This window comes from Tropicimonas sp. S265A (assembly GCF_049800835.1).
Classification (GTDB): Bacteria; Pseudomonadota; Alphaproteobacteria; order Rhodobacterales; family Rhodobacteraceae; genus Dinoroseobacter.
The window spans coordinates 36,905-60,483 of the sequence record NZ_JBNAFU010000012.1 but is presented as its reverse complement, the minus strand read 5'-3'; the positions used below and the strand labels follow the sequence as shown (position 1 = coordinate 60,483).

Annotated in this window: 22 protein-coding genes; 8 read left to right on the top strand and 14 right to left on the bottom strand. The window is 62.8% G+C overall.

Features of this window, described 5'->3' with window-relative positions:
• Positions 1-3: 3 nt before the first annotated feature.
• From ACP15N_RS19015 to ACP15N_RS19000, 4 genes are all read right to left on the bottom strand, one after another.
• On the bottom strand, positions 4-1,119 hold the full coding sequence (locus ACP15N_RS19015) for a glycosyltransferase (RefSeq protein WP_425093902.1): 1,116 nt from the start codon (positions 1,117-1,119) through the stop codon (positions 4-6).
• Complete coding sequence (gene rfbB, locus ACP15N_RS19010; RefSeq protein WP_425093901.1) at positions 1,116-2,168, bottom strand: dTDP-glucose 4,6-dehydratase; 1,053 nt, start codon at positions 2,166-2,168, stop codon at positions 1,116-1,118. Before rfbB ends, ACP15N_RS19015 begins: the two co-directional genes overlap by 4 nt.
• 4 nt (positions 2,169-2,172) lie before the next feature.
• Complete coding sequence (gene rfbC / locus ACP15N_RS19005) at positions 2,173-2,727, bottom strand: dTDP-4-dehydrorhamnose 3,5-epimerase (protein WP_425093900.1); 555 nt, start codon at positions 2,725-2,727, stop codon at positions 2,173-2,175.
• A 172-nt stretch (positions 2,728-2,899) separates the two neighbouring features.
• Entirely contained in the window at positions 2,900-3,928 is a 1,029-nt protein-coding gene (locus tag ACP15N_RS19000) for a replication initiator protein A (RefSeq protein WP_425093899.1), read from the bottom strand.
• A gap of 393 nt (positions 3,929-4,321) precedes the next feature.
• Between ACP15N_RS19000 and ACP15N_RS18995 the strand changes: the two genes are divergently transcribed.
• The 3 genes from ACP15N_RS18995 (at position 4,322) to ACP15N_RS18985 (ending at position 8,108) form a co-directional block, all read left to right on the top strand.
• On the top strand, positions 4,322-5,713 hold the full coding sequence (locus ACP15N_RS18995) for an AAA family ATPase (RefSeq protein WP_425093898.1): 1,392 nt from the start codon (positions 4,322-4,324) through the stop codon (positions 5,711-5,713).
• Between the two features lie 53 nt (positions 5,714-5,766).
• On the top strand, positions 5,767-6,771 hold the full coding sequence (locus ACP15N_RS18990) for a ParB/RepB/Spo0J family partition protein (protein WP_425093897.1): 1,005 nt from the start codon (positions 5,767-5,769) through the stop codon (positions 6,769-6,771).
• A gap of 173 nt (positions 6,772-6,944) precedes the next feature.
• The gene (locus ACP15N_RS18985) at positions 6,945-8,108 is read left to right on the top strand and encodes a UDP-N-acetylglucosamine 4,6-dehydratase family protein (protein ID WP_425093896.1); all 1,164 of its coding nucleotides are present in this window, start codon (positions 6,945-6,947) and stop codon (positions 8,106-8,108) included.
• A gap of 51 nt (positions 8,109-8,159) precedes the next feature.
• Here the strand turns inward: ACP15N_RS18985 and galE are convergent, their stop codons facing one another.
• Genes galE through ACP15N_RS18955 form a run of 6 tightly spaced genes read right to left on the bottom strand, consistent with a single transcriptional unit; the run spans position 8,160 to position 13,823 of the window.
• Positions 8,160-9,146, bottom strand: a complete 987-nt coding sequence (gene galE, locus ACP15N_RS18980) for a UDP-glucose 4-epimerase GalE (protein ID WP_425093895.1) — start codon at positions 9,144-9,146, stop codon at positions 8,160-8,162.
• Positions 9,143-9,718 carry a D-glycero-alpha-D-manno-heptose-1,7-bisphosphate 7-phosphatase gene (locus ACP15N_RS18975; protein ID WP_425093894.1) on the bottom strand — a complete coding sequence of 192 codons (576 nt, stop codon included), beginning with the start codon at positions 9,716-9,718 and terminating at the stop codon, positions 9,143-9,145. The genes galE and ACP15N_RS18975 overlap by 4 nt, the downstream gene beginning before the upstream one ends.
• A complete protein-coding gene (locus ACP15N_RS18970) occupies positions 9,715-10,434 on the bottom strand; it encodes a nucleotidyltransferase family protein (protein WP_425093893.1) in 720 nt (239 codons plus the stop codon). Before ACP15N_RS18970 ends, ACP15N_RS18975 begins: the two co-directional genes overlap by 4 nt.
• Positions 10,431-11,552 carry an NAD-dependent epimerase/dehydratase family protein gene (locus tag ACP15N_RS18965; RefSeq protein ID WP_425093892.1) on the bottom strand — a complete coding sequence of 374 codons (1,122 nt, stop codon included), beginning with the start codon at positions 11,550-11,552 and terminating at the stop codon, positions 10,431-10,433. Before ACP15N_RS18965 ends, ACP15N_RS18970 begins: the two co-directional genes overlap by 4 nt.
• A 10-nt stretch (positions 11,553-11,562) precedes the next feature.
• Positions 11,563-12,546 (bottom strand): GHMP kinase, encoded by a 984-nt coding sequence (locus ACP15N_RS18960; RefSeq protein WP_425093891.1) that lies wholly within the window; start codon positions 12,544-12,546, stop codon positions 11,563-11,565.
• The gene (locus tag ACP15N_RS18955; RefSeq protein WP_425093890.1) at positions 12,543-13,823 is read right to left on the bottom strand and encodes a glycosyltransferase family 4 protein; all 1,281 of its coding nucleotides are present in this window, start codon (positions 13,821-13,823) and stop codon (positions 12,543-12,545) included. The genes ACP15N_RS18960 and ACP15N_RS18955 overlap by 4 nt, the downstream gene beginning before the upstream one ends.
• A 150-nt stretch (positions 13,824-13,973) precedes the next feature.
• On the opposite strand from ACP15N_RS18955, the gene ACP15N_RS18950 reads away from it, so the two are divergent.
• Genes ACP15N_RS18950 through ACP15N_RS18940 form a run of 3 tightly spaced genes read left to right on the top strand, consistent with a single transcriptional unit; the run spans position 13,974 to position 16,793 of the window.
• Entirely contained in the window at positions 13,974-14,543 is a 570-nt protein-coding gene (locus ACP15N_RS18950; protein WP_425093889.1) for an SIS domain-containing protein, read from the top strand.
• Positions 14,544-14,587: 44 nt separating this feature from the next.
• A complete protein-coding gene (locus ACP15N_RS18945) occupies positions 14,588-15,424 on the top strand; it encodes a hypothetical protein (protein ID WP_425093888.1) in 837 nt (278 codons plus the stop codon).
• Positions 15,411-16,793 carry an oligosaccharide flippase family protein gene (locus ACP15N_RS18940; protein WP_425093887.1) on the top strand — a complete coding sequence of 461 codons (1,383 nt, stop codon included), beginning with the start codon at positions 15,411-15,413 and terminating at the stop codon, positions 16,791-16,793. Before ACP15N_RS18945 ends, ACP15N_RS18940 begins: the two co-directional genes overlap by 14 nt.
• Here the strand turns inward: ACP15N_RS18940 and ACP15N_RS18935 are convergent.
• Together ACP15N_RS18935 and ACP15N_RS18930 are read right to left on the bottom strand one after the other, a co-directional pair.
• Complete coding sequence (locus ACP15N_RS18935; protein ID WP_425093886.1) at positions 16,790-17,575, bottom strand: SDR family oxidoreductase; 786 nt, start codon at positions 17,573-17,575, stop codon at positions 16,790-16,792. The two genes, ACP15N_RS18940 and ACP15N_RS18935, sit on opposite strands and share 4 nt — an antisense overlap.
• Positions 17,572-19,149 carry a GMC oxidoreductase gene (locus tag ACP15N_RS18930; protein WP_425093885.1) on the bottom strand — a complete coding sequence of 526 codons (1,578 nt, stop codon included), beginning with the start codon at positions 19,147-19,149 and terminating at the stop codon, positions 17,572-17,574. The genes ACP15N_RS18935 and ACP15N_RS18930 overlap by 4 nt, the downstream gene beginning before the upstream one ends.
• A gap of 197 nt (positions 19,150-19,346) precedes the next feature.
• Between ACP15N_RS18930 and epsE the strand changes: the two genes are divergently transcribed.
• Positions 19,347-20,579 carry an exopolysaccharide biosynthesis GT4 family glycosyltransferase EpsE gene (epsE, locus tag ACP15N_RS18925; RefSeq protein WP_425093884.1) on the top strand — a complete coding sequence of 411 codons (1,233 nt, stop codon included), beginning with the start codon at positions 19,347-19,349 and terminating at the stop codon, positions 20,577-20,579.
• 21 nt (positions 20,580-20,600) lie between these two features.
• Here epsE and ACP15N_RS18920 read toward each other — a convergent pair whose 3' ends face one another.
• Together ACP15N_RS18920 and ACP15N_RS18915 are read right to left on the bottom strand one after the other, a co-directional pair.
• Complete coding sequence (locus ACP15N_RS18920; RefSeq protein WP_425093883.1) at positions 20,601-21,521, bottom strand: sulfotransferase domain-containing protein; 921 nt, start codon at positions 21,519-21,521, stop codon at positions 20,601-20,603.
• 26 nt (positions 21,522-21,547) lie between these two features.
• Positions 21,548-22,489, bottom strand: coding sequence for a glycosyltransferase family 2 protein (locus ACP15N_RS18915; RefSeq protein ID WP_425093882.1), 942 nt, complete (start codon positions 22,487-22,489; stop codon positions 21,548-21,550).
• Positions 22,490-22,979: 490 nt separating this feature from the next.
• Between ACP15N_RS18915 and ACP15N_RS18910 the strand changes: the two genes are divergently transcribed.
• On the top strand, positions 22,980-23,567 hold the full coding sequence (locus ACP15N_RS18910; RefSeq protein ID WP_425093881.1) for a VPLPA-CTERM sorting domain-containing protein: 588 nt from the start codon (positions 22,980-22,982) through the stop codon (positions 23,565-23,567).
• Positions 23,568-23,579: the final 12 nt, after the last annotated feature.

Here is a 23,579-nt window from a genome sequence, read left to right as displayed (position 1 = left end):
CTCTTACTCCGCAAACAAATAGCCCATATCCCTGACGAATTGCCGGGTCTGAAGATAGCTCCGCACCCGATCAAACGCGGTCCGCGCGATGGTCGAGGCTGCCTCGGGGTTGTCCTTCACCCACGCCACCTTCTCCGCCAGATCGGAGAAATCCCACGCCAGCGGTACGTATGTGACATCCGGCTCATAGAGCTCGGGCAGGGTCCTGAGATGGTCCATCGATGGCTTGAGCAACACCGCGCCGAAGGCTATCGCCTCGATATCGCGCCAGCACAACTCGCCAAACCCAAAGGGGCTGAAACACATCTTGGAGGTTTGCAGCTCCGCATTGAACTGCTTGAGACCCACCTTGCCTTCGGAGATCACGCTGACACCGCGCAGATCGGCAACCGCCGCCATCGCGTGTTCGCGCATGGCCGTGTACCAAGGCGTGCCCTTGGCCCCGAGCCGGGAATGCACGTCCGTCTCGCGCGGCCCCGCAAGCAGCGCGTCGATATCCTGATCAAGGAACAGCCGGTAAAGATGCGGCGCGGTGAAAAAGTTCGGGCTGAGGCGCAGCGTGTCCAGAAACCCGTCGGGGATGTCCCACCGCACCTGCTCGTCCTCGATCCCGTAGGCACGGGAATAGTAATCGGTCAGGTTGGTGTGCCCGAGGGTCGTTTGGCCATACTGGCCAAGGTCCCGGAACAGCGATTTCTTGAGGTAGTACCGGATCTGCCCGTTCAGCAGAGAGGCAAAGCGCAGGTCGTTATGGGCAAAACTGTCCAGAAAGGCGGTGATCTGCGCGGAGCCTCTGGCGGCCTTCTCGAACACTTGGTCGAACTCGGCGGGATCCCGGGTGTACCACAGTTGCAGGAGCACCTCATCAAAAGATGAAAAATCCAATCCATCCAATGCGTTGGCGCTGAAGAAGCGCAACTGGACATCATGCGCACGCTCAAGGTCGGCAGCATGCAGGATAAACGGGTAAATCTGCGAGAACGCGATACGGCCCGGCTCGTGAATCACCGCGATCCGGCGGGCAGATCCGGGCCGCCAGGGCCGCGCCAGCACGGCACGGGCCAGCGTCCCGACCTGTCGGTGATCGACAAGCCGGGCGATATAGGGGGCAATCTTCACCCAGCCACGCCCAGACGCGCCCCGACCCCGTCACGGTCTTGCAGCGCGCGCCACCAGTCTTCATTGGCCAGATACCACGCAACAGTGCGGCGCAGACCCTCTTCGACGGTGACAGAGGGGCGCCAGCCCAGTTCCGTGGCGATCCGGGTCGGATCGATCGCATAGCGCGCATCATGCCCGGGCCGGTCGGTGACAAAGGTGATCTGATCGGCATAGGGTTTGCCGTCGCCGCGCGGTTTCAGATCATCGAGGATGCTGCACAGGGTCTTCACAAGCTCCAGATTGGTCCGCTCGTTCTCGCCCCCGATATTGTAGCTGCGCCCCACCTGCCCTTTCTGGACCACCAGCAAGAGCGCATCGGCATGGTCTTCGACATAAAGCCAGTCGCGAATGTTGGACCCGTCGCCATAGATCGGCAGCGGTTCGCCCGCCAGCGCCTTGAGGATGACCACCGGGATCAGCTTCTCGGGGAAATGGAACGGTCCGTAGTTGTTGGAGCAGTTGGTCATCACGACGGGCAGACCGTAGGTTTCATGCCAGGCCCGCACCAGATGGTCGGAGCTTGCCTTGGAGGCCGAATAGGGTGAGCGGGGATCGTAGGGCGTGTCTTCGGTGAACTGCACGGACGGGTCTGCCGGCAGCGAGCCGAACACCTCGTCGGTGGAGATATGATGGAACCGGAAGCTTTCGGGCTTGCCCTGCCCCACCCAGTGGCTGCGGGCGGCCTCCAGCATGTTGTAGGTGCCCGTGATGTTGGTTTCGATGAAATCGCCGGGCCCGTCGATCGACCGGTCCACATGGGATTCCGCGGCCAGATGCATCACCGCATCCGGATTATGCGCTGCAAACACCCGGTCCAGCGCGGCCCGGTCCCGGATATCGGCATGTTCGAACGCGTAGTTGGGGTGGTTCGAGACCGAGGCGACATTGTCGAGACACGCGGCATAGGTCAGTGCGTCGAGGTTCACCACGTGGTGCCCTGCCCGCACCGCCTGACGCACAACAGCCGATCCGATGAACCCGGCCCCGCCGGTCACAAGCAGTTTCATGGAGCTATCCTTCGTAGGTGAAAGGGCTGTCGAAATCGGCAAGCGCCGGGGCGGCCTCGTCTTTCGGGCTCAGCAGGGGTGTGCCCTCGACCCCCCAGTCGATGCCGCAGCTGTCCCAGCGCACGGCGCCATCGGCCTGCTGATCATAAAAATCGGTGCATTTGTAGATGATCTCGGTATCGGGCTCCCGGGTCAGGAACCCGTGCAGGAACCCTTTGGGCACCAGCAGTTGGCGTCCGTTCTCAAAGCTCAGTTCCGCTCCGAACCACTGGCCATAGGTCGGCGAGCCCTTGCGGATATCCACCGCCACATCAAACAGACTGCCGCGGCCGCAGCGCACCAGTTTGTCCTGTGCTGAAGGGGGCGCCTGAAAGTGCAGGCCGCGGATGGTGCCGGACCGGGCAGACAGCGAATGGTTGTCCTGCACGAAATCCAGGGTAATCCCATGGTCGGCCAGAACACGTTTCGAATAACTTTCTGAGAAAAACCCCCGCTCGTCGCCGAAACGGGCCGGGGTCAGGAGTATCACGCCCTCAAGCGGGGTGGCGTCTATTTTCACGGGGTCTCCTTGCGCGAGGCGCTGAGCAGCTTGGATGTCGGCGCGACGGTATCAATGCGCAGCATGCGAGTCACGGCACGCCACCGATATTGCCTCGCTGCCCGGCGCAAATGCCGCAAATGCACAACACTGGGCACAGAGGCCCCAAGAATGTTTCGCGCGCGAAACGTTGCTAGTCGGCTTGCTGCGCCATGCGCGCCTTCACGAAGCCCAGAAACGCCTTGTCGGGGCTGCGCAGGCGGGGACGGCCGGAGCCCGCCCAGAAGGCGTGCCAGTCCGCCTCGAGCGCATACACATCCCAACCGGGGGCAAGTATGCGGGCCTCTTGCAAGGTGTCGGGGGCCAGTGGGGCAGGGTGGGGGGCTGCGCCGGGATCTTCAATCAGACCGCCGCGCAGGGTGAAGGCGATCTTGTCCCCCGGCAGTTCCGCCATCTCGTAATCCGGCAGGTGATCGGCCGCGATCATGTCGCGCAGCATCTTGCGGAACACCCGGCGCGGGGAGGCAGAGCCGGACTTCTTCAACAGCAGGTCGACCGAGACCACCCACCGCGCCTGCCGCCCGCAATGCTTGCGCGCGATCTCGTAGATACGCCGCTCCAACGGTTTGCGAAGCCGGAAATAGTCTCGGCTGAGGGTCAGAACCGATTGGGTGAGAACCGCGTTGAACAGCCAGTCCGACAGCGTGACACTGACCGACACCATGCGTCCGCCCCGGGCGCGGCGGACAATCTCCCAGCTTTCGATCAATCCGAACCCCCGGGTGATCTCCTGCCCGCCGGTGGTCAGGTTCGTCGTGATCCGTGTGCCCGCGAGGCGTTCGAAAGCCTCGCGCAAGCGGCGATACGCATCGCCGGAGGTTTCCCGGTTTGTGGCGATCAGCAGATCATGCGCCTTGATCTGAAGCGTCCGACTGATCGTGCGTCCTGCGTTCAGAGCGCTCATCAACTGGCTGATACAGAAAATCAGGATGTCCTTGTCATGGATCGTCGCCAGACCCCGGACGCTCGGGATCACCTCGATATCGATGCCATTGTGCGCGTAGTTGAGCACGCGGCGATCAGGCCGTGTGGCGAGCGAGAACACCGGATGCTCCATCGTCGCCAAGTCATCCTTGGGGATGGCATCGAAGATATCGCAGACGAAAAAATCACCCTGCGCAGTCCGGTCAGGAGCCAGACCGGAGGAAGAAGAAACTGTCATATCCGATGTCACTGCCCGACTCGGTTTTATCGTGGTTTTATTGACACCCAGCTTAGGGTTATCCACAGCCCCGCACAAGCCGGAGGATCGGGGGATCGGAGTCGCTTGAACGTGGGATCGGAGTCATCTTTTCGGGGGTTCAGAGTCACCTGTTCCCGATAAAGCCGAAATTCTAACTTCAAAAACAAGACTTTGCCAAAAGCGATTAGGCCCTTAACACTTATATAACACGACTCTAACTGGGCGAAAAAATCTCCATCAGGCTTCAAACCTTGGAAAAAGTCGGCTGGATCCTGGATTTCGCAGAGAAAAATCGCTTGAAGTCGTGCTTTTCCTTCCATGTGCGGTGTTTTTGGGTATATTGGAGAAAACACAACACATGAGGCGGTTTTCATGGCAAAGGACCTGCCTGACGGGCATCCTCCATATTTCCACATAGACCCCGAGCAAGCGCTTGCCGACCTGGGTCCGGCTACGGATACAGGCGGTTTCGCGGCGATTGCCGAAGCCTGCGCCCGAGGGCGGGCGGATCTGGCATCCCGCGGAATGAACGAGGCCGGGCGCAAAACCCTGCGCCTGTTCTCCACATGGGAGATCACCCGTTATCTGATCCCCGTGGCCCAGGCCCATTTCCGGCGCGTGCTCAAACAGAATCCCAATCTGCCTCAGGGGCGCAGTGAAACCGAGGGCGGCGCCAAATGGTTCACCCTGGACGAGGTTCTGCGGCTCAGGGCGCATTTCGCCGAAGGTGGGTCCAAGGCCAAGGAGTACCGACCTTACCGCCCGGAGGGGCTTCCAGCGAAGCTGGTGGCCGTTGCGAATTTCAAGGGCGGCGTCGGCAAGACCTCGACAGCGGCACACCTGGCGATGTCCGCGGCACTTGACGGTTACAAGGTTCTGGTGCTGGACCTCGACAGCCAGGGGTCCATGACATCGATCTTCGGCGGGCAGGTCGAAGATGAGTGGAGCACGGTCTTTCCGCTGCTTGCGCGACACTACGGACGGCATCTGCGGGCGGAGAACCAGCGCCGTCTGGATCGCAACGAAGCCCCAATTCCCCTTGATGAGACCCTGTCTGACGCGTTGGACGTCAAGGCGCAGGACCTGATCCAACCCACGCATTGGCCCAATATCGATCTGATCGGGGCGCAATTGAACCTTTACTGGGCGGAGTTCCAGATCCCGGTCTGGCGCATGCAGGCGCGGTCCTGGAAACTCTGGGATGCGCTGACGGACAGTCTTGAGGCGGACGGGGTGCTGGAGGCCTATGACATCGTCTTTATCGATACACCGCCCGCGCTGGGGTATCTGACGATCAACGGTCTGGCTGCTGCCGATATCCTGCTGGTGCCGTTGGGGGCCTCCTTCCTGGAGTTCGACAGCACCGGGCGCTTCTTTGACATGCTGCACTCCACGTTCTCTTCGATCGAGGAGGGGGAGAATATGGCCGCCCGCGCCCTGGGGCGCGAAGAGCTTGCGTTTGAATGGGACGCCGTGCGCGCGGTCGTCACCCGTTACGACGGCGGGCAGCAGGCGGAGCTGGCCGCGCTGATGCAAGCCTATCTGGGGCAGACCCTCAGCCCGCATCGTCAGGATTTTACGGCCCTGATCGGGCAGGCGGGGGAGCAGGTCAGTGGCATCTATGAAGCTGACTATCGCGATTTCAACCGTGAGACCTATGCCCGTGGACGGCAGACCTTTGACGAGACCTATGCCGCGTTCAAACGCCTTTTGCTGGGGGTCTGGCGACGTGAGGAGCACCAAGCTGACGGGCAGCTTCTATAGAGTAATACAGGCTCTAACATGCGGTTTAGAGCCTGTTTCCGAGAGGATCTGACATGGCAAAACGCAAACGTCTCAGCCCCGCGCAGACCGGGTACCTTGCCAACGAGGGTCAGGGCAGTCGTGCATCCCTGTCGCCGGCGACCGGCCTGAGCGGGGCAGGAGAACCGCCGATCGCCCAGGTCGCGCGGGATGCCGCGACAACCGCAGCACTTGAGGAAGTGTCGGCAGAACTGTCCAGCGCCCGGGCCGAAGGACGGCTGGTCCAGGCACTGCCCCTCGATACCATCGTGCGAGACTACCTTGTGCGCGACCGGGTCGTGCTGGAGGATGAGGACATGAGCGCGCTGAAGGCCAGCCTGCGCGCGCGCGGCCAGCAAACCCCAATTGAGGTCGTCGATCTGGGGCAGGGGGGGTACGGCCTCATCTCCGGCTGGCGCCGCCTGAGCGCGCTGGACGCGTTGCACCGCGAAACCGGCGACGAGCGCTTTGCCACGGTGCAGGCGCTCCTGCGCAGGCCTGAGACCGCAGGCGACGCCTATACCGCGATGGTCGAGGAAAACGAGATCCGCGTCGGGCTGAGTCCGTTCGAACGCGCGCGTATCGTGGCCAAGGCAGTAGAGCAGGGGGTGTTTGCTGATGAGCGGACGGCCCTCAGGGCGCTATTCGCATCGGCTTCACGTGCAAAACGGTCCAAGATCGGGTCGTTTCTGCGACTTGTTGCTGCTTTCGAGCAGGACTTGCGGTTCCCCGGCGGCATTGCCGAGCGGCTTGGCTTGCGTATGGCCAAGGCGTTGGAAGAGACACCCGGTTTCGAAGATCGACTGAAATCCGCGTTGCGCGCCACGCCTGCGGCAACGGTTGATGCAGAGCTTGCCTTGATCGAGGCGGCCCTGCGGTCGGCTCCCACGCAGCCTACATCTCCGGCGGTTGCACCCAACGGCACTACGGACCGGCTTGAAGTCACCCGAAAGGGCAAGAGACTCGTTCTGAGCGGCCAGGGCGTGACAGCAGAGTTCGAAATAGCCTTGAGGAAATGGCTGCGCACTCAAGGTCTGTGAGCCGGCGCGTCGTGTTTCGCACGCGAAACCTGTGTCAGTTTTCCCGGACTGAAGCCGCCGCAAGCTGAATTGCGCGGAAGGGAGTTCGGTTTACCCTGAATTTACCAAGGGTGCCCCATGCTGCAGCCGGGGGTCCTGCCGGTGTTTGACCCTGTTGTTGTCGGGGTGTCGCGGTGGAACTGCAATCTGAACGGACGTCTTCCAGGACCACCGCTCTCTCCATTTCCCAAGGTTTGCTGGACCGCGCACCGCTCAGGCCGTCCGCGACGCTCAACTGTGCGGCCTATCGCGGCAAGTCGGTGCTGGTATCAGGGGCAGGGGGCTCCATCGGGTCTGAAATTTGCCAACAACTGCTGGCCCATCGCCCAAGGGTTCTGGTGCTGTTCGAACTCAACGAGTTTGCGCTTTATTCGGTCGAGGCCGCATTGCGCCCCCATGCAGCGCGCGCAGGGTGCCAGATTGTGCCCGTGCTGGGGTCGGTCGGGTCCGGGCCTCTTGCGGACCAGGTTCTGCGAGAGAATGCGGTGCAGGTGGTCTTGCACGCTGCGGCCTACAAGCACGTCCCACTGGTGGAGGCCAACCCCCTGGCGGGGCTGTCCAACAACGTTATCGGCACGCAGGTTCTGGCGCGCGCGGCGGACAGGCACAGGGTTGAGCGGTTTGTTCTGATCTCCTCGGACAAGGCTGTGCGGCCCGGCAATGTCATGGGAGGAACAAAGCGCCTGGCGGAACTGGTTGTCCAGGATCTGGCCGGGCGCAGTGTGCATACGGCCTTCGCCATTGTCCGCTTCGGCAATGTCCTGGGGTCCTCGGGGTCTGTGGTTCCGTTGTTTCAGGACCAGATCAGGCGCGGGGGCCCCGTGACGGTTACCCATCCCGACATCATGCGGTACTTCATGACCATGGAAGAGGCGGTGCACCTCGTGTTGATGGCCGGAAACATGGCCAGAGGGGCGGAAGTTTTCGTGCTGGATATGGGCAAGCCGGTGCGCATCCTGGATCTGGCACGCCGGATGATCACCGCCGCGGGGTACCGCCCGCGGGACGCACACACCCCCGATGGCGATATCGAGATTGCCCTGACGGGACTGCGGCCCGGCGAAAAAATGGTCGAGGAACTGACACTGTCCGGCATTCTGAGCCCGACCGCGCATCCCAAGATTTTCAGCGCGCAGGAAGACGGGTTGTCGGAGGTGGAGATTGCGATATTCCTGCGAAGCCTGCACACGGCGGTCGACTCCGGCGATCGGGACAGCGGTCTCGATTTGTTGCGTAGGTGGGTTGAAGGGTATGGCCCGGGAAACGATACCCGGCCCCTTGCCACACAGGTCGTGTAATCAATGTTATGTTAACTAAAGGCTGAGCGCCGCTCCGCGCGGCGGCCAGCTTCAGTTGTCCGGGTACCCGTTTTCATGGGCTTTGTGCCATGCCCAGGCGGTCGCAATCGTGTCTTCGATGGAAGTATAGACCGGCTCCCAGCCCAGTTGGGTTTTCAGTTTTGTCGGGTCTGCCACCAGTCGCGGCGGGTCGCCCGGGCGGCGCTCTGTAATAGTGCGCGGGATGCTTTTGCCTGTCACTTTCTCGCAGGCGGTGATGATATCCATCACCGATTGGCCCTGTCCGGTCCCGATATTGAACACCTCCGCCGTGCCGGGTTCGGTCGCCTCGATCGCCAGCAGATGGGCAGAGGCCAGATCGCGCGTGTGCACATAGTCGCGGATGCAGGTGCCATCGGGCGTTGGATAATCCGTGCCGAACACCTTGATCTCGTCACGCTGACCAAGGGCCACCTGCAAAACCAGCGGAATCAGATGGTTTTCGGGGCGGTGATCCTCGCCGTGGCGACCATCGGCGTCCGCACCGGAGGCGTTGAAATACCGCAGCAGCGTGAACCCCATCCCGTAGGCATGGGCAAAGTCGCGGATCATCCATTCCACCGCCATTTTGGTGCGGGCATAGGGGGAGAACGGATCCTGCGGCGTGGCCTCGGACATGGTTTCAGACTGGGTCATGCCATAGGTCGCGCAGGTGGAGGAAAACAGCAGCCGGTCAACGCCCGCGGCGCGCATCGCCTGCAAAAGGCTCAGGGTGCCACCGATATTGTTGCGGTAGTGATATTCGGGGTCCTCGACCGACTCGCCCACATAGGTGGCGGCGGCAAAGTGCATGACCGCATCGGCCCCGAAGTCCTTGAGCGTCTTGGTCAGAAGCTCCGTATCGGCAATGTCGCCTTCGACCAGCGGGTGGCCATCGGTCGCGTCGCGGTGGCCCATGACCAGATTGTCGAAGGCCATCACCTCATGGCCCTGGCTGGCAACGTAACGCAGGCAGGCGCTGCCAACATAGCCGGCCCCGCCGGTGATCAGAATTTTCATGGCGTATCCTCGTCGTTCAATACGGTTTCGGTCAGAATAAGGTCGGCTGCCGCGGCCAGATCGGGGACGCGGGCGGTGATGCCCGGGGCGTCTGGGGGAACCCTGTCGCCATAGCCGGTGGCCACCAGAAGTGACCGACAGCCCGCATTCTGCCCTGCCAGCATGTCGGAGATCGTGTCGCCGACCATCCAGCTGCGGGCCAGATCAAGGTCATGCTCCCGCGCGGCCTGCAACAGCATGCCGGGCCCGGGTTTGCGCATGGGATCCTCGATCACCGTGGGGTCCTTGATCGTTGGCGCCAGCGGGCAGAAATAGATCGCATCAACGTTTGTGCCCTCGGTGGCCAGTTGGCGGTGCATTTCCGCATGGACCTCCGCCAGCCCGGCCTCGGTCAGCTTGCCGCGCCCGATCACCGACTGATTGGTGACGATCACGATGTAAAAACCGGCTCTTCGTAGGGCTTTTACCGCCTCTGCAGCGCCTGGGATCAGCCGTACATCATCCGGCTCCGTCAGGTGGTGCACAAGCTCGATCAGCGTGCCGTCCCGGTCCAGAAATACCGCAGGGGTCATGACCGCTCCGGGAAGAGGCCTGCAACGTCCTTTTCGGCCTGCTCAAGGGCCGCAGGCGTGCCGATATCGCGGTGATAGCCCTCAAACGCATAACCCTGCATGCGTCCGACGAATTCCGGCAGCACGTCATGGCCGAAGTCGAACACGCGCATATCCGCGATCTCGCGCCAGGCGTCGGCATCGACCACGTAGATCCCCGCATTGGCCAGATCGGATTTGGGCTGTTCCGGTTTCTCGATGAACTCGGTGATCCGGCCGGCCGCATCCAGCGTCGCGATCCCGCATTGCGATGGGTAGGGCGTGTGAAAGAGCGCCATGGTCATCGGAAGCAAGTGGCCGCGATGAAAGGTGACCATGGCCGACAGATCGAGGGTCGACAGGTTATCGGCATAGATCACCACGCAGGCCTCTGCCCCGTCCATCCAGCCGCGATTGGCGGTCACGGTCCCGGCGGAGCCCAGAAGTTCGGGCTCGTAAGTCTCGGTCAGGGTCAGGGATCGCGTGGCATTGGCGGTCCTGATATAGGCGCGGACCGGGTCCGGCAGGTGATGGGTGTTCAGCAGCACCTCCGAGATGCCAGCGGCTTCCAGCGCATCGCACCAATAATCCAGCATGGGCCGCCCGCCCACGGGGATCAGGCATTTCGGCACCGTATTGGTCAGCGGGCGCAGCCGCGTGCCCAGCCCCCCTGCCAGCAGGATCGCCTTGACGCTCATACTCCAACTTCCCGCACGACGCCGAGCGCCTTCATCAGCTTGTCGGATTGCTCAAGAATGTCTTCGGCGGGGGCGGCTGTTTCCATCCAGTCGCGATAGGCGCGCACCGAATCCTCGGTACTGCGCGTGGGTTTCCACCCCAGCGCCTTCAGCTTGGAGACATCCGACAAGATATGGCGCGTGTCCCCGAACCGGTACTTGCCCGAGGCGTTTGGCGTGTAGTCGTTACGCCCGAACACCTGCCCCACGACCCAGGCAAACTCTCCAACCGTGACGGGTTTGTCGCCGCCTACATTGAACATCTCGTAATCGGCGCGGGGGTCTTCGAGGACCTTGAGATTGGCATCGACCACGTCGAGGTAATTGACGAAGTCCCGGACCTGGTTGCCATCCTCGTAGATCACCGGGTCGCGGCCCGCATGAAAAGACAGTGAAAAGATGCGGCAGGCCCCTGAATAGGCGTTGTAAAGGCTCTGTCTGGGGCCTTGCACGATTGAGTAGCGCATGGCGACAGACGGGATCTGGTACATCCGCCCGAGGTTCAGGGCGACGTTTTCCTCGGCGATCTTGGAGGTCCCGTAGCAGTTCTGCGGGTTGGCCACGGTTTCATCGGTGGCCTGGTATTGCAGGGGCCCGGTCTGACCCGGCCCCGGCTGGATTTCCCAGAGCCCCTTGCGCAGGTTTTCATCCGGGCGCAGCCCCGGCAGCACCCGGCGCCCGTCGGCATCCAGATAAAGCCCCTCGCCAAGGGCCGCCTGGCTGGAGGCAACGATCACCTTCTGAATGGGCAGCTTTTCCCGCACGATCAGCTCGTAGATCAGCGCGGTGGAGGTCACATTGGTCGAAAAGAACTTCGAGAACTCGGGCAGATAGTCCTGAAACGCGGCCAGATGATAGACCGCGTCCACCCCGCGCATCGCGGCCAGCAACGCCGCCTCGTCGCGGACATCGCCGATCATGAACTCGATCTCGGGGTCCAGATAGGCGGGCTTTTCGCCGCCCCGGTGCACCGGTTGTTGCAGGATATCCAGCACCCGGACCTGATGGCCCCGTGCCAGAAGCGCGTCTGCGGTGTGCGAGCCGATAAAGCCAGCCCCGCCTGTGATCAGTACCTTCATAAGGGCCTCCTCAGAACGCGTAGCGGTCAGAGATGAAGATCACGCGACTGCCGCGCCGGTCGACGCGGAACTCAAGCTCCTTGGGGTGGCCGACAGCGGCCCGGATGGCAGCGTGCTTGTGCGGCGGGGCCATCACCAGCAGGAAGCCACCGCCCCCTGCCCCCAGCAGTTTGCCCCCCATGGCGCCGTTTTCCCGCGCGGCGGTGTACCATTCATCGACGCCTGCATTGGTGATCCCGAAGCCGAGTGAGCGTTTGAGCTCCCATCCCTGGTGCAGCAGTTCGCCGAACTCGTTCAGATCGCCCTTGCCCATGGTGATGCGCATTTCGCCGGCCAGATCGCGCATCTGGCGCAGAACGGTCATCTTGTCGGCGGATCCATCGGACTGCTTTTGCAGGATCGCATCCGCATCGCGCTGCTGGTCGGTATAGAGCAGCAGGATGTGATCCTCGAGCGCCTTGATGAACCCCCCATCCACCGGCACGGGCTCCACATCCACCGAATGATCCGGATTGAACCGCATGTAGTTCACCCCGCCATAGGCGGCGGCATACTGGTCCTGGCGCCCGATCGGCTTGCCGAGGATGTCGATTTCGATCTCGCAGGATTTCTCGCCCAGCATGCCGGGGCTGGTGACCTGCCCTTTATAGGCATGCAGCGCGTTCAGCACACCGACAGCCAGCGATGAGGACGACCCGAGCCCGGTGCCCGAGGGCACATCGCCCACGGTGGTAATCTCCAGATGCTCGCCAAGCCCGGTCATGCGCAGGGCCTCACGGACGATGGTGTGTTCGATCTTGTCGATCTCGTCGGCGATCTCGACCTTGGTGTAGGCGACGCGTGTCGTTTTGTCGAAGCGCGGCGAGACAGTCACGTACATGTGCCGCATCAGGCCAACGGACAGCACCGCGCCGTATTCATGTTCGTAAAACGCGGGCAGGTCGGTGCCGCCACCGGCGAAACTGACGCGATAGGGAGTCTGGGTAATGATCATAAGGGGCGCTCCAATTGAGCCCGGAACCGGTCAAGCAAGGGGTCGAGGCACGTGTCGAGGTCAAATACTTGGACCACCCGTTCCCGGCCTTGCTGGGCCAGTCGGGTGGCAAAATCAGGGTCTTTTTCAAGGCGCATCAACGCATCTGCCAGCGCTGTGGCGTCTTCGGGCGGCACCAGAAGCCCGGTTTCCCCGTCAAGGATCAGGTCCGGGATGCCCACCAGTTGCGTGGACACGGCGGGCAGCCCGCAGGCCATCGCCTCCATCAGCATTTGCGGCAGCCCGTCCACATCGTTGTCGGAGGCCCAGACGCAGGCAAGGGTATAGGCATCGCCCTGCTCCATGAAGCCGGGGATGTCTTCCTGCTTCAGGGCCTCGCCGGTCATCTGCACCTGATCCTCCAGCCCGGCGGCGGTGATCTGCGCGCGCAGCTCTGCCTCCAGCGGGCCGCTGCCGGCAATGGTGCAGCGAAAATCGAACCCGCGCTCTTTCATAAGGCCACAGGCCTGGATCAGGATGTGAAAACCCTTCTTCTCGACCAACCGGCCCGAGGACAGGATGTGAAACGGCGCGCCGTCGGGGCGGGTGCGCCGCCGCGGGCTGAAATGGGACGTGTCGATCCCGCAATAGGCCACGTGGAGCTTGGCGGGGTCCGCGCCCTCATCAGTGTAGAACTGGCGGTGAAATTCCGAGATGCAGATGATGAAGGCCGCGCGCCTGATCTTGTCTTTCAGCGCGCAGCGTTCCCGAAAGAGATCTGCGGCATGCCCGGTGAAGCTGAACGGGCGATCCAGCAGCCACGCGCCATACATCGCCACGGTCCCGGCCGAATGGATCCATTGCGAATGGATGTGGTGCACCTCGCGGTTGCGCAGGGCCGCTGCCCAGTGGCACGCCACCATCAGGTGCCACAGCCCCACCACGCGGTTGCGAAACGACTCGCGCGGGCCGGTCAGCGCATTCCACAGCGCCCCGAAAAACCGCGGGCCGAACCGCAAGGGGGCGGCGGCGAAGGCCAGCACGGCGGCGAAGGCCGACAAAGGGTAGATTTCATAGGTGTCGCGCGCCATTTCGGCGATGTCGTCGGAGGCAAAATAGGACTGTCGCGGCGGGTTCAGCGCATTGAGCGCAAAGGGGATGCCCTTGGCCTTGACGACACGCAATTCATTGCCGACCCAGGCGTCGCCCACGCCATTCGTGGTCATGTAGTGTATCATCAGGTCAGCACCGGTGTCGTTCTTCGCCGGGACCGTAGCGATGGCATATAAACGGGGCAAGACTGCTGCCGGAAATGGTCAACAATTGCCTGCAAGCAGGTGAATTGCGCAACAACCAGCGGGCAGATTGCCTGTCCTTGTCTGGTTCGTTGACAAATGAAGGTGCATCCTCAACACCCAACGCAGACGGCTTTGAGAAGGGATTTTCCAGTGGCAGATTTTGAAGATTTCATCGCGTCCTATTACCAGCGGTTTGCCGAGGCTCTTCTGGCGTTCGACAAGGGCCCGATGGCGGATATCCTGGCCGTGTTCGACGACATCACCGCCAAGGGGGGGACGGTGTTCGTGGCGGGCAATGGCGGGAGTGCCGCGATTGCCGATCACACGGTCTGCGATTGCTCCAAGGGGACGCATGTGGATGGTCATCCGCCGTTCCGGACCATCTCGCTTGCCTCCAACGTGCCCATGCTGACGGCGTTGGCCAACGATATATCCTATGATGCGGTGTTCTCCGAACAGCTGAAATACTACCTGACCGAGCGCGACGCGCTTCTGGTGGTCAGTTCCAGCGGCAATTCGCCCAATGTTGTCGAAGCGTGCAAATACGCCAATGAAAAGGGTGTTCCGACCATCGCGTTCGTCGGGTTCAAGGGCGGCAAACTCAAGGAACTGGCCCAGCATGTGGTGCATATCGAGGTCGACAATTACGGCATCGTCGAAGATACGCATCAAAGCCTGATCCACGCGATGACCCAGTACATGAAGGCGCGCAAGGAATAAGGTCGCCGCGTCCGCGCCCCGCAGCCCCAAAGCCGGACAGGTTCATGATCATAAGTCCCCTGCATCGCTTCGTTTTCGTCCACGTCCCCAAATGTGCAGGCACATCCGTCCGCACCCAGATTGCGGCCTGTGATCCGGATCATATCGCGATGGCCCTGCCCGGGCCCCATCCGGAGCTGGGCAGAATCGATTACGGGCATGTGCCCCTGTCGCAGTTGCGGCAGTATTTTCCCGAGAACTATGCGTATCTGCATGATCTGAGTTCTTTTGCGATCCTGCGCGATCCGTTGAGCCGGTTCGGCTCCTCCCTTCGCCAGACGCTCTGGCGGTATGAGCGGACGCCGATGACATTGATCGACCCCGAGACCCTGCGCGCCCGGACGCTGGAGATCATGGATGATCTGGTCGCCGAGATCGACGCGCCGTCGGCCCGCATGATCTTTTTCGCCCGACAGAGCTCCTTTGTCTTTGACGGGCCTGACCGAATGGTCGACCACCTTGTTCCAATCGAGCATGTGGGCGCGTTCATCGCCTATCTGTCACAGAAGACCGGCACGCCGATGGATGCCGACCGGCGCAGCAATCAGAATGTGGATCTGCGCGCGAAATGGATGGGACCCCTGGCGTTTCGCGTGAACGGGTTCCTGCGCAAGCGTCTGCCACAGGGCCTGCACACACGTATCAAGGATGCCGCCCTCGGGGTTCTGGCCACCCGGACAAGTGCGGCCGAGAGCAGCGGCGTGCTGGATATGCCCGAAGTGCATGCGTTCGTCGACGAGTACTATGCCGACGATGTAGCGCTCTACCGGCAGGCCCGGGCAGAGGCGCCGGAACTGCTGTCCCGGTTTGCGGACGGGTCGTTGCCGCTTGGCAAGGCGTAGCGGCGCGATGCTGGCCTCTCTCAAGGACAAACTGACGGGCGATGGGCTGGCTGCGCGGGCGCGCCGCGGATCGATTTTCGTTGTCCTGAAGTTTGGTGGTGCAAGTTTCGTCCGGCTTCTGTCCAACCTGGTTCTGACGCGCCTGCTCTTTCCCGAAGCTTTCGGCCTGATGGCGCTGATGCAGGTGTTCATGTCGGGGCTGAAGATGTTTTCGGATGTCGGCATCAAGGCGTCGATCGTTCAGCATGAGCGCGGGGACGACCCCGTTTTCATCCGCACGGCCTGGACGGTCCAGGTCCTGCGCGGGATCGTGCTGGCCCTCATCGTGGTGCTGGCGGCGCCTTACGTCGCCGATTTCTACGAAGAGCCCCTTCTGGCGGAGCTTTTGCCCGTGGCCGCCCTTGGACTGGTTCTCAACGGGTTGATGCCCGCGCGTGTCATGACGGCAAGTCGCCACCTGATGCTGGGGCGCATGATGGCGATCCAGTTCATCAGTCAGGTCCTGATCGTGCTCATCACCATCCTTCTGGCCTGGATGTTGCAATCTGTCTGGGCGCTGGTTTTCGGCAATCTGATCGGAAGCGTGTTGCGCAACATGCTGCTGCGTCATTTCCTGACCGGCATTTCGGACGGCTTTGCATTTGATCGCGCGGCCTTGCGCGATCTCATCGGGTTCGGGTCGTTCATCCTGCTCAGCACCGCGGCGGCCTTTGTCACCAACAGCGGGGACCGGGCCATTCTCGGCAAGTTTGTCGAATTGGACATGCTGGGTATCTACACGGTGGCCTTCACGCTGGCGGCCGTGCCGATGGAACTGCTGAGGGGGCTGGGCAACAAGATCGTGTTCCCGCTCTACAGTCGCAGACCGCCGCACAAAAGCGATGAAAACCGCCGCAAGCTGTTCCGGGCCCGGTTCCTGTTGACGGGCGCGGCCTTCAGCGCGAGCGCGGTCATGATCATCTTTGGCGATCCCCTGATCCGATTGCTGTACGATCCGCGCTATTACCTTGGGGGCGGTATGCTGGTGCTGATCGCCATCGGGTTCCTGCCGCTGCTGATCGTCGGCAGCTATGACACGATCCTGTTGTCGAACAACCGCTCGGACAAGCATGCCCTGCTTGTCATCAGCCGCGGGGCGCTGCGCCTTGTGGCCTTGCTGGTCGGGATCATCAATTTCGGCATCATTGGGGCGGCCCTGGCGCCGGCCGTTGCGACGCTCTTTCACTACCCGATCATGGTTGCGCTGACCAAGCGATACCGGGCCTGGGACCCGGTGCATGACGCGGTGTTCTTTGCCCTCACGCTTGGCCTGATGGTCCTGGGATGGTGGCTGCACACCGAGGCCATTCTGGCGATCCCGCGCAGCTAGCCCGGCAGCACGCGCGGTCGGCGCGCGCGGCCTGTCACTTTCTCGAACAGGCGCCGTTTGAACGATTGCGGCGGCAGGTCTTCGCGGTTCTCGTCAAAGATCGCCCCGTTCAGCGACCGGTCTCGCGACAGGGCCAGTTCTGCCCCCCAGCGGGCCACCCGTGCCGGATCAAGCCCGTTTGAAATGCCCATCTCGGTGTTCAACGCGCCGGGAATCCAGTCGGTCAGGATGATCCCCGGAAAGCGATCGCCCAGATCGGCATGTAGCGCGCGGTGCAAGGCGCGCGCGGCTTCCTTGGAGACCGAATAGGCCGCCGACATCGGTGCAGGCCGCCGCCCGGCATAGGAGGTGACGGTGATGATCCGGCCCTGCCCGGTCTTCACCATGCGTTTCAGGGCCTCGTGGTTGGCCGCGACGGGCCCACCCAGATTGATGGCAAGCGTGTCCATGAAACTGCCCGGCGTTTCCTCAAGGATATCGCGGTGCGGATAGACGGCGGCGTTGTTGATCAGGATCTCTACGGGGCCGAAGGCGGCATCAACCTCCCGAAAGGCGGCGGCGACCGCGTCCGGGTCCGCCATATCGGCCACGACGGGCAGGAACGTATGCTCTGCCAAGGCCTCTGTCACAGGGGCCAGAGACGTGGCACTGCGACCGATCCCGGCCACACATACGCCGCGGGCGCAGAGCTCGGTCGCCAAGGCGCGCCCCAGCCCCCGGGCGGCACCGGTGACGACTGCAATCGGGGCGGTTTGGGGAGCGGTGGGGTCAGTCTCTGTCATGCGGCCTCCGCGCGGGGTTGACGCCTGGCGATGATATCGGCCACGCGCAGGGCATTGGCCACGATCGTCAGGCTCGGGTTCACCCCCAGCGAACTGCGCATGAAGGACGCATCCGCCACATAAAGATTGTCCAGATCATGGGCCCGGCAGTCGGGGTTCAGCACCGATGTCGCGGGGTCTGTGCCAAACCGCAGCGTGCCCGATGGGTGGCCGTAATTCAGCGCAGGCGATTGCGACAGAAAGAACATCCGCCGCCCCTTCAGGCCCGCCTTGATCGCGCGCCGGAACGCGGTGCGCCGGGCCAGAAGCTCGGGCGTGTAGCGGTACTCGAAGGTCAGAACCTCCGGATCGGTTGCGTTCAGCACGACGCGGTTCTCGGGCAGGGGAAAATCCTCGATGAACCCGACATAGATCCCGGCATTCCCGAACACGCGCGCGGCGATCGCGGCGGGGATGCGCAACAGATCGCGCAGCGTGCGGACCCGGCGCAAGGGCGAGCGGTCGAACACCTGTGTCAGGTGGTGGTAGATATTGCCGTAGCTCGCCTCCAGCCCCATCGATTGCACCATGCCGAACCGCGCGCCATCCTTGGTGTAGATGTCCCGCAGGGCCACGGATTTCGACGGCGTTTCCCCTTCTGGCATCCGGTTTCCAGGCCAAAGCGCGAACATCTCGTTGAGATGGAACATCAGCCCGCGCCCGACCCAGCCGCTGGAATTGGCCACATCTGAGGCCAGCAGCAGCCGCGGTGACCCCAGCGCGCCGGCGGCCAGAATGTAAACCGAGGCCGACAGGTCCACCTCGGCGCCGTCCTTGCGCACGCGGACCCCTGTCACGCGCCCGTCCGCGGCGCGAATGTTCTCGACATCGGCATAGGTCAGCAATCCTGCGCGCCCGGTGGCCAGCGCCGGGCGCACCCCGGCGGAGCGCCCGTCCATCTTGCAGGCGCGCGGGCATTTATGCCCGAAACACGATTGGCATGTGGCGGGGGTCTTCAGCGCAAGATTGAGCCGGTAGGGATGCAACCCAAGCGCGCGCAGATCCTCCAGCGTGGCGGTGTCGGTCTCCCGTGCGGGGGGCGGGTCGTTCAACGGCAGGGGTGCGGCCCCGGAGAGCGGATCGTCCGTGCCGCACAGATGCATGATCCGCGCGGCTTCATCAAACCACGGGCCAAAGGCGTCAAAGCCCACCGGCCAGCCGCCTGCGGGATGGGGCAGACCCGGCAGATCATCCAGATCGTGCGGCTCGGGCCGTTCAAGGGCTGCCGCATAGAACACCGACGAGCCGCCCGCCCCGCTGCCGATCGGGGCGAAGAATTGCTGTGTGGTGCCGCCCACGCGCGCCTCGACCATTTTCGGCCAGAGCCCGCGTAGAAGCCGCGCCTCGGGGCTTTTGGCCCGATTGCCCGTGCCGTTTTCCTCGGTCGGGTATCCGGCCGCTCCTTTTTCGATGAACAGCACCGACAGGCCTTCCTCGGCCAGGCGTCGTCCGGCGATTCCACCGCCCAGTCCGGCCCCGATCACGATGGCGTCCCAGTCGCGCGCTTGCGCTTGGTCCAGTGAAAGGGTCTCCATCGTGCGTGGTCTATCCTGCTGCCTGTGGGGCGGGTGCCGGGTGCGCCGGACTGTGGCTTAAATCATCCGCAGCCCTTCTCTTTCTACGGTTCGGCGGAACTTGATAGCAAGAACCGTCAGCCTTGCTATTTTGCGGCGCGACAGGTGTGGTCGGCAGGCCGCACATCCGAGTGCAGAACCAGGGACGGGATGTGAGTATGACAGCAGATGCGGCCAAACCTGGCGGGTCGCGCGGCATCGCGATGCTGATCCCGGAATTCCCCGGCCAGACCCATGCCTTTTTCTGGCGCGAGATCGCCGCGATGGAGGCGGCAGGTGCGCCGGTGCAGATCGTCTCGACCCGCAAGCCTGCGCCCGAGGCATGCCCGCATACGTTCCGCGAGGCGGCCGTGGCACGGACGACGTATGTGTTTCCCCCCGATATCGGTCGTGCGGCCCTGTTTCTGGCCCGCAGGCCCGGCGCCGCCCTTGCCGCGCTGCGCTACGTGCAGGGCTTGCGGGAAACCCCCGCCGCGCGCCGTGCCCGGCTGGTGGGGCTGATCCCGTCTGCCGTGGAGCTGGTGAGGCTCTGCCAGGCGCAGGGCATTGACCACGTCCATATCCACTCTTGCGCCAATGCCGCCCATCTGGGCGCGCTGGCCCAGATTCTGGGTGGGATCGACTACAGCCTGACCCTGCACGGCAACCTGCCGGTCTATGGCACGGACCACGGATCCAAGATGGCCCGCGCGCGGTTTGTCAGTGCGGTGACGCGGCCCCTTGCCGATGAAATCCGGTCCGTGCGTGCCGATCTGCCTGCCCCTGTGATCATGATGGGGGTCGACACCGACCGTTTTGCCCCGGCCCCGGCCCCGGAGGGGGCCAGGGCCCGCCCGTTCGAAGTTGTCAGCATTGCGCGGCTCAATCCCACCAAGGGGCACCGGTTCTTTCTGCGTGCGATGGCGGCGCTGCGCGATGCGGGCGGGGCGCCGGTGCACTACACCATCGCCGGGGACGGCCCCGCGCGGGAGGCAATTGTCGCCGAGATCGCCGCACTCGGCCTCGGGGATCAGGTGGATCTGATCGGGTCCGTGTCCGAGGACCGCGTGCTGAGCTTGCTGCAGGGCGCGGATGCCCTGGCGCTGACCAGCATCGGCCAGGGCGAGGCCGCGCCGGTGGCGGTGATGGAGGCGATGGCCTGCGGGTTGCCGGTAATCTCCTCGGTTATCGGGGGCACCCCGGACATGGTTGATGATGGGCGCGACGGGCTTCTGGTGCCGCAGGAGGATGTGGAGGCGATCACCGCGGCGCTGCGCCAGTTGGCAGACGACCCGCAGTACGCGTCCCGCATCGGAACGGCGGCGCGCGCCACCGCATTGAAACTGTTTGATTACCGCGCGAACGCAGCCCGGCTTCTGGCCGAGATCAGGACCGCGCAGGACGCGGGCTGAGCGCTGTCCGAGACGCGCTGGTCAGATCTCGAAATTCCAGAACTCCAGCACGGGCCCGAGGATGTCATTCAACTCGGTCACGGTGTCCGGCTTCAACTCGGTCAGGAACTGCTTGGACTGCCCCGACCGGCGGTGCGTTTTCTTGGTCTGGGGGGCACGTTGCGCCGTGGCATTCACCGCCCGGGCCAGAAACGCCTGCAATTCAGGTGTGGTTTCCACGTCCAGATCGAGCCCCATCGCGGAGAGGACGGATTTCAGGAACGTGGCCGGATCGTTCTTGTAAAGATCATAGGAGAAATAGTGGCTGTGTTCGGAGTCGCGCTTGAAGGCGGCGTATTCCTCGAACACCGGTCCGATCCAGTCCCGCGCGGCGCGCAGCGCGTAGCGGTCGATCCCCTCTTCCTGCATCCGGGTGCGTTCGTCCTGAAACAGGCGCGCCATTTCGGTGCTGTGGGGGGTGCCGTGCGATCCGCCGAAGGAGAAATAGGCGCTGACCAGCACGTCGCGCGGATCACGCAGGAAAAAGATCTGCGTGTAGTCGCGGCGCTCCGGGAAATCGACGCCGCGGCGCAGGGGGCCGTAAATCTCGCCGCGCGGGCGGAACAGGCGGTCCGCATTCCGCGCGATGAGGTGCTCGATCTCGGTGTGGTCATATCCGCGCGTGTCGATCGTGTCCTTCATGCGGTAGATCGCGGCGGCGTAGTTCAGATGACGCATCGACGACAGTTGGCTGGCGGTCCGCATGATGTCGCCCAGAAAGATGCTGGCGCATTTATGGGTGGTGAAGAACAGAACCGACCGGTGCGTGTCGTCGTGCATCTCCGCATCATAGATGCGGAACTGGTCGTAGGAATCCGGGCGCGGTTCCCCTTCGGCGAAGCGGACCCTGGGTTGCGGCGGGGTCTTGACCAGAGACTTGATCATACGTTTGGGGCTTGGCATCTCGCGGGTCCTTGGCTCTGTCGCGGTCAGGCGGGGCTGTCGAGGAACAGATCGGCCCGCGCCGCTTCGAATTCAGCAGTGGCTTGTGATTTGCCCACGCGCAGCGCCCGGCGCTGCCAGGCGCGGATGAAGTTCCGTAATTCGGTGTCGCCGTGGCGGGCCTCGCGGCGCAGCCAGGCCCCGAGGAACCCCTGCATCATGGCCAGCCCGCCCAGCACATAGGGCGGCTCGGCCATGCGGAACACGCAGGTTGCCGCGAAATAGACCGGGTCCGAGCCCATGTAATACTGGCCGAACCCGTGGCGGCGCTTGCCGGTATAGATGCTGCTCTGGCTTGATCCCATGGGGCGCAGGTGTTCGAAATTCAGGTCCGGATGATCCCAGCTGGCGGCCAGCCAGCCCAGCTGACGGGCCTTGTGGCAGTCGATGGCATCCCACATGACCTCGGGTACGAAGCCGCCGATCGCCTCGAAGCAGGTGCGGCGGTAGAACTTGGTCATGCCCACCGACATCTCGTCGCCGCGGCGCTCCGAGACCAGCGTGTCGCCGCGCCGGATATAGGGTTTGCCGGAACAGGTTCCCAGGCGCGGTTCTGCCTCCATGCGTTCGATCAGCGTTTCGAAATACCGGGGCGGCAGGTCCAGATCGAGATCAAGCTTACAGAGGTAGGTAAAGGGCTGCAAATCAACGGTTTTCAGGCCGAAATAGAAGGCTTCGATAACGCCTGGCCCCACGGCCCGCTTGCCGCGGTCGGGCTTGGCGACGACCTTTATCCAGTCGTGGCGCGCGGCGTAGTCTTCGAGGATCTTCTGGGTGTCGTCGGTGGACCCGTCATTGACGATGACCCACGCGGTGGGCCTGCAACTCTGGCCAACCACGCTGTCGAGCGTGCGCCGCATGTAATCTGCTTCGTTGCGGCAGGGGGAGATCACGACGTAGGCGCGCGCGCTGAACGGATTGGAAGTCAAAGGGACACCGGAAAATTTGTCGGTTTCGCTTACACCACGGGCGCGCGCGGAATCCAGTCTCAATTGGGCCTGTCCTGCCGGCCCGATAGCGGATGGGACAATCATGTCGCAGAAAGCGGATTGTTGCCTGACATGGCCCAGATGGCCATTTGCAGGCCCGCGCAGAGGTGATTTCGAGAGAATCGTTCTAATAAATTGAAAATGCTTCAAAATTTCTCCAACATCGACCGCGCGACCGGATTTGTGCCGGGTTTTGGGGCTGGACGTGCCGCGCCGGACACGGGTCCACAGGACGATTCTTGGGCAGAGCGACAAAAAAAAGGCTTTTTCCGGGCAAATCTTTCCAAATTGTTAATCGAATTATTGCGGACCCCCCTGCCTTGAGGTACGTTGAACTTGGTTAGTCCACATTTCCGTGGGCTTTTGGTGTAAAAATTTGATGCCTCATCCAGCACCGCTTGGATCATTAGTGAGGCGATGGAGTGCAAGAATGAAACTTGTGAAAACACTTTTGGTTGCAGGCGCGCTTGTCGTCAGCGGCGCCGCGGCAAACGCTGCTTCGATTTTCGCGGACACTGTCGTTGATTACACTCAAGGCTTCTGCACGGGCGGTCCTGCAGACTGTTCGGCATACGATCCGACCCGCTATGATGAAAACAACGCACTGGGCTCGCCCGACGGTGTCTTCACGGCGCTCGGCTTCGGCGGCAGCATCGAGGTAACCTTCGCTGGTGCGCCTTTCCCGGGCGGTACCGCAACGTCGTACGAGATCACGACGAACCGCAACAACGACCACGACGAAGCGGCTGAGATCTACGCTGTTCTGGGCGGTGTCGTGTCCCCGCTTCTGGGCGTTATCACCAACTCCCCGAGCGGTGAAAGCTCCGTGATCGTCAATGGTGCGTTCGACTCGATCCTGATCGTCGACATCACCAAGACATTCTTCGGCAGCACCACCAGCTTCGACGGCTTTGACGTTGACGCGATCGGCATCTCCGCAGTGCCGCTTCCGGCAACTGCCCTGATGCTGCTGGCCGGTGTCGGTGGTCTGGGCATGATGCGCCGCAAGAAAAGCTAAGTCGTCCAGCGA

Coding starts and splice junctions, on each gene's coding strand:
- rfbB (WP_425093901.1), bottom strand. CDS start 2,168: ATGAAACTGCTTGTGACCGGCGGGGCCGGGTTCATCGGATCGGCTGTT.
- ACP15N_RS19000 (WP_425093899.1), bottom strand. CDS start 3,928: ATGACAGTTTCTTCTTCCTCCGGTCTGGCTCCTGACCGGACTGCGCAG.
- ACP15N_RS18995 (WP_425093898.1), top strand. CDS start 4,322: ATGGCAAAGGACCTGCCTGACGGGCATCCTCCATATTTCCACATAGAC.
- ACP15N_RS18990 (WP_425093897.1), top strand. CDS start 5,767: ATGGCAAAACGCAAACGTCTCAGCCCCGCGCAGACCGGGTACCTTGCC.
- galE (WP_425093895.1), bottom strand. CDS start 9,146: ATGAAAATTCTGATCACCGGCGGGGCCGGCTATGTTGGCAGCGCCTGC.
- ACP15N_RS18975 (WP_425093894.1), bottom strand. CDS start 9,718: ATGACCCCTGCGGTATTTCTGGACCGGGACGGCACGCTGATCGAGCTT.
- ACP15N_RS18970 (WP_425093893.1), bottom strand. CDS start 10,434: ATGAGCGTCAAGGCGATCCTGCTGGCAGGGGGGCTGGGCACGCGGCTG.
- ACP15N_RS18965 (WP_425093892.1), bottom strand. CDS start 11,552: ATGAAGGTACTGATCACAGGCGGGGCTGGCTTTATCGGCTCGCACACC.
- ACP15N_RS18960 (WP_425093891.1), bottom strand. CDS start 12,546: ATGATCATTACCCAGACTCCCTATCGCGTCAGTTTCGCCGGTGGCGGC.
- ACP15N_RS18945 (WP_425093888.1), top strand. CDS start 14,588: ATGATCATAAGTCCCCTGCATCGCTTCGTTTTCGTCCACGTCCCCAAA.
- ACP15N_RS18935 (WP_425093886.1), bottom strand. CDS start 17,575: ATGACAGAGACTGACCCCACCGCTCCCCAAACCGCCCCGATTGCAGTC.
- ACP15N_RS18930 (WP_425093885.1), bottom strand. CDS start 19,149: ATGGAGACCCTTTCACTGGACCAAGCGCAAGCGCGCGACTGGGACGCC.
- epsE (WP_425093884.1), top strand. CDS start 19,347: ATGACAGCAGATGCGGCCAAACCTGGCGGGTCGCGCGGCATCGCGATG.
- ACP15N_RS18920 (WP_425093883.1), bottom strand. CDS start 21,521: ATGCCAAGCCCCAAACGTATGATCAAGTCTCTGGTCAAGACCCCGCCG.
- ACP15N_RS18910 (WP_425093881.1), top strand. CDS start 22,980: ATGAAACTTGTGAAAACACTTTTGGTTGCAGGCGCGCTTGTCGTCAGC.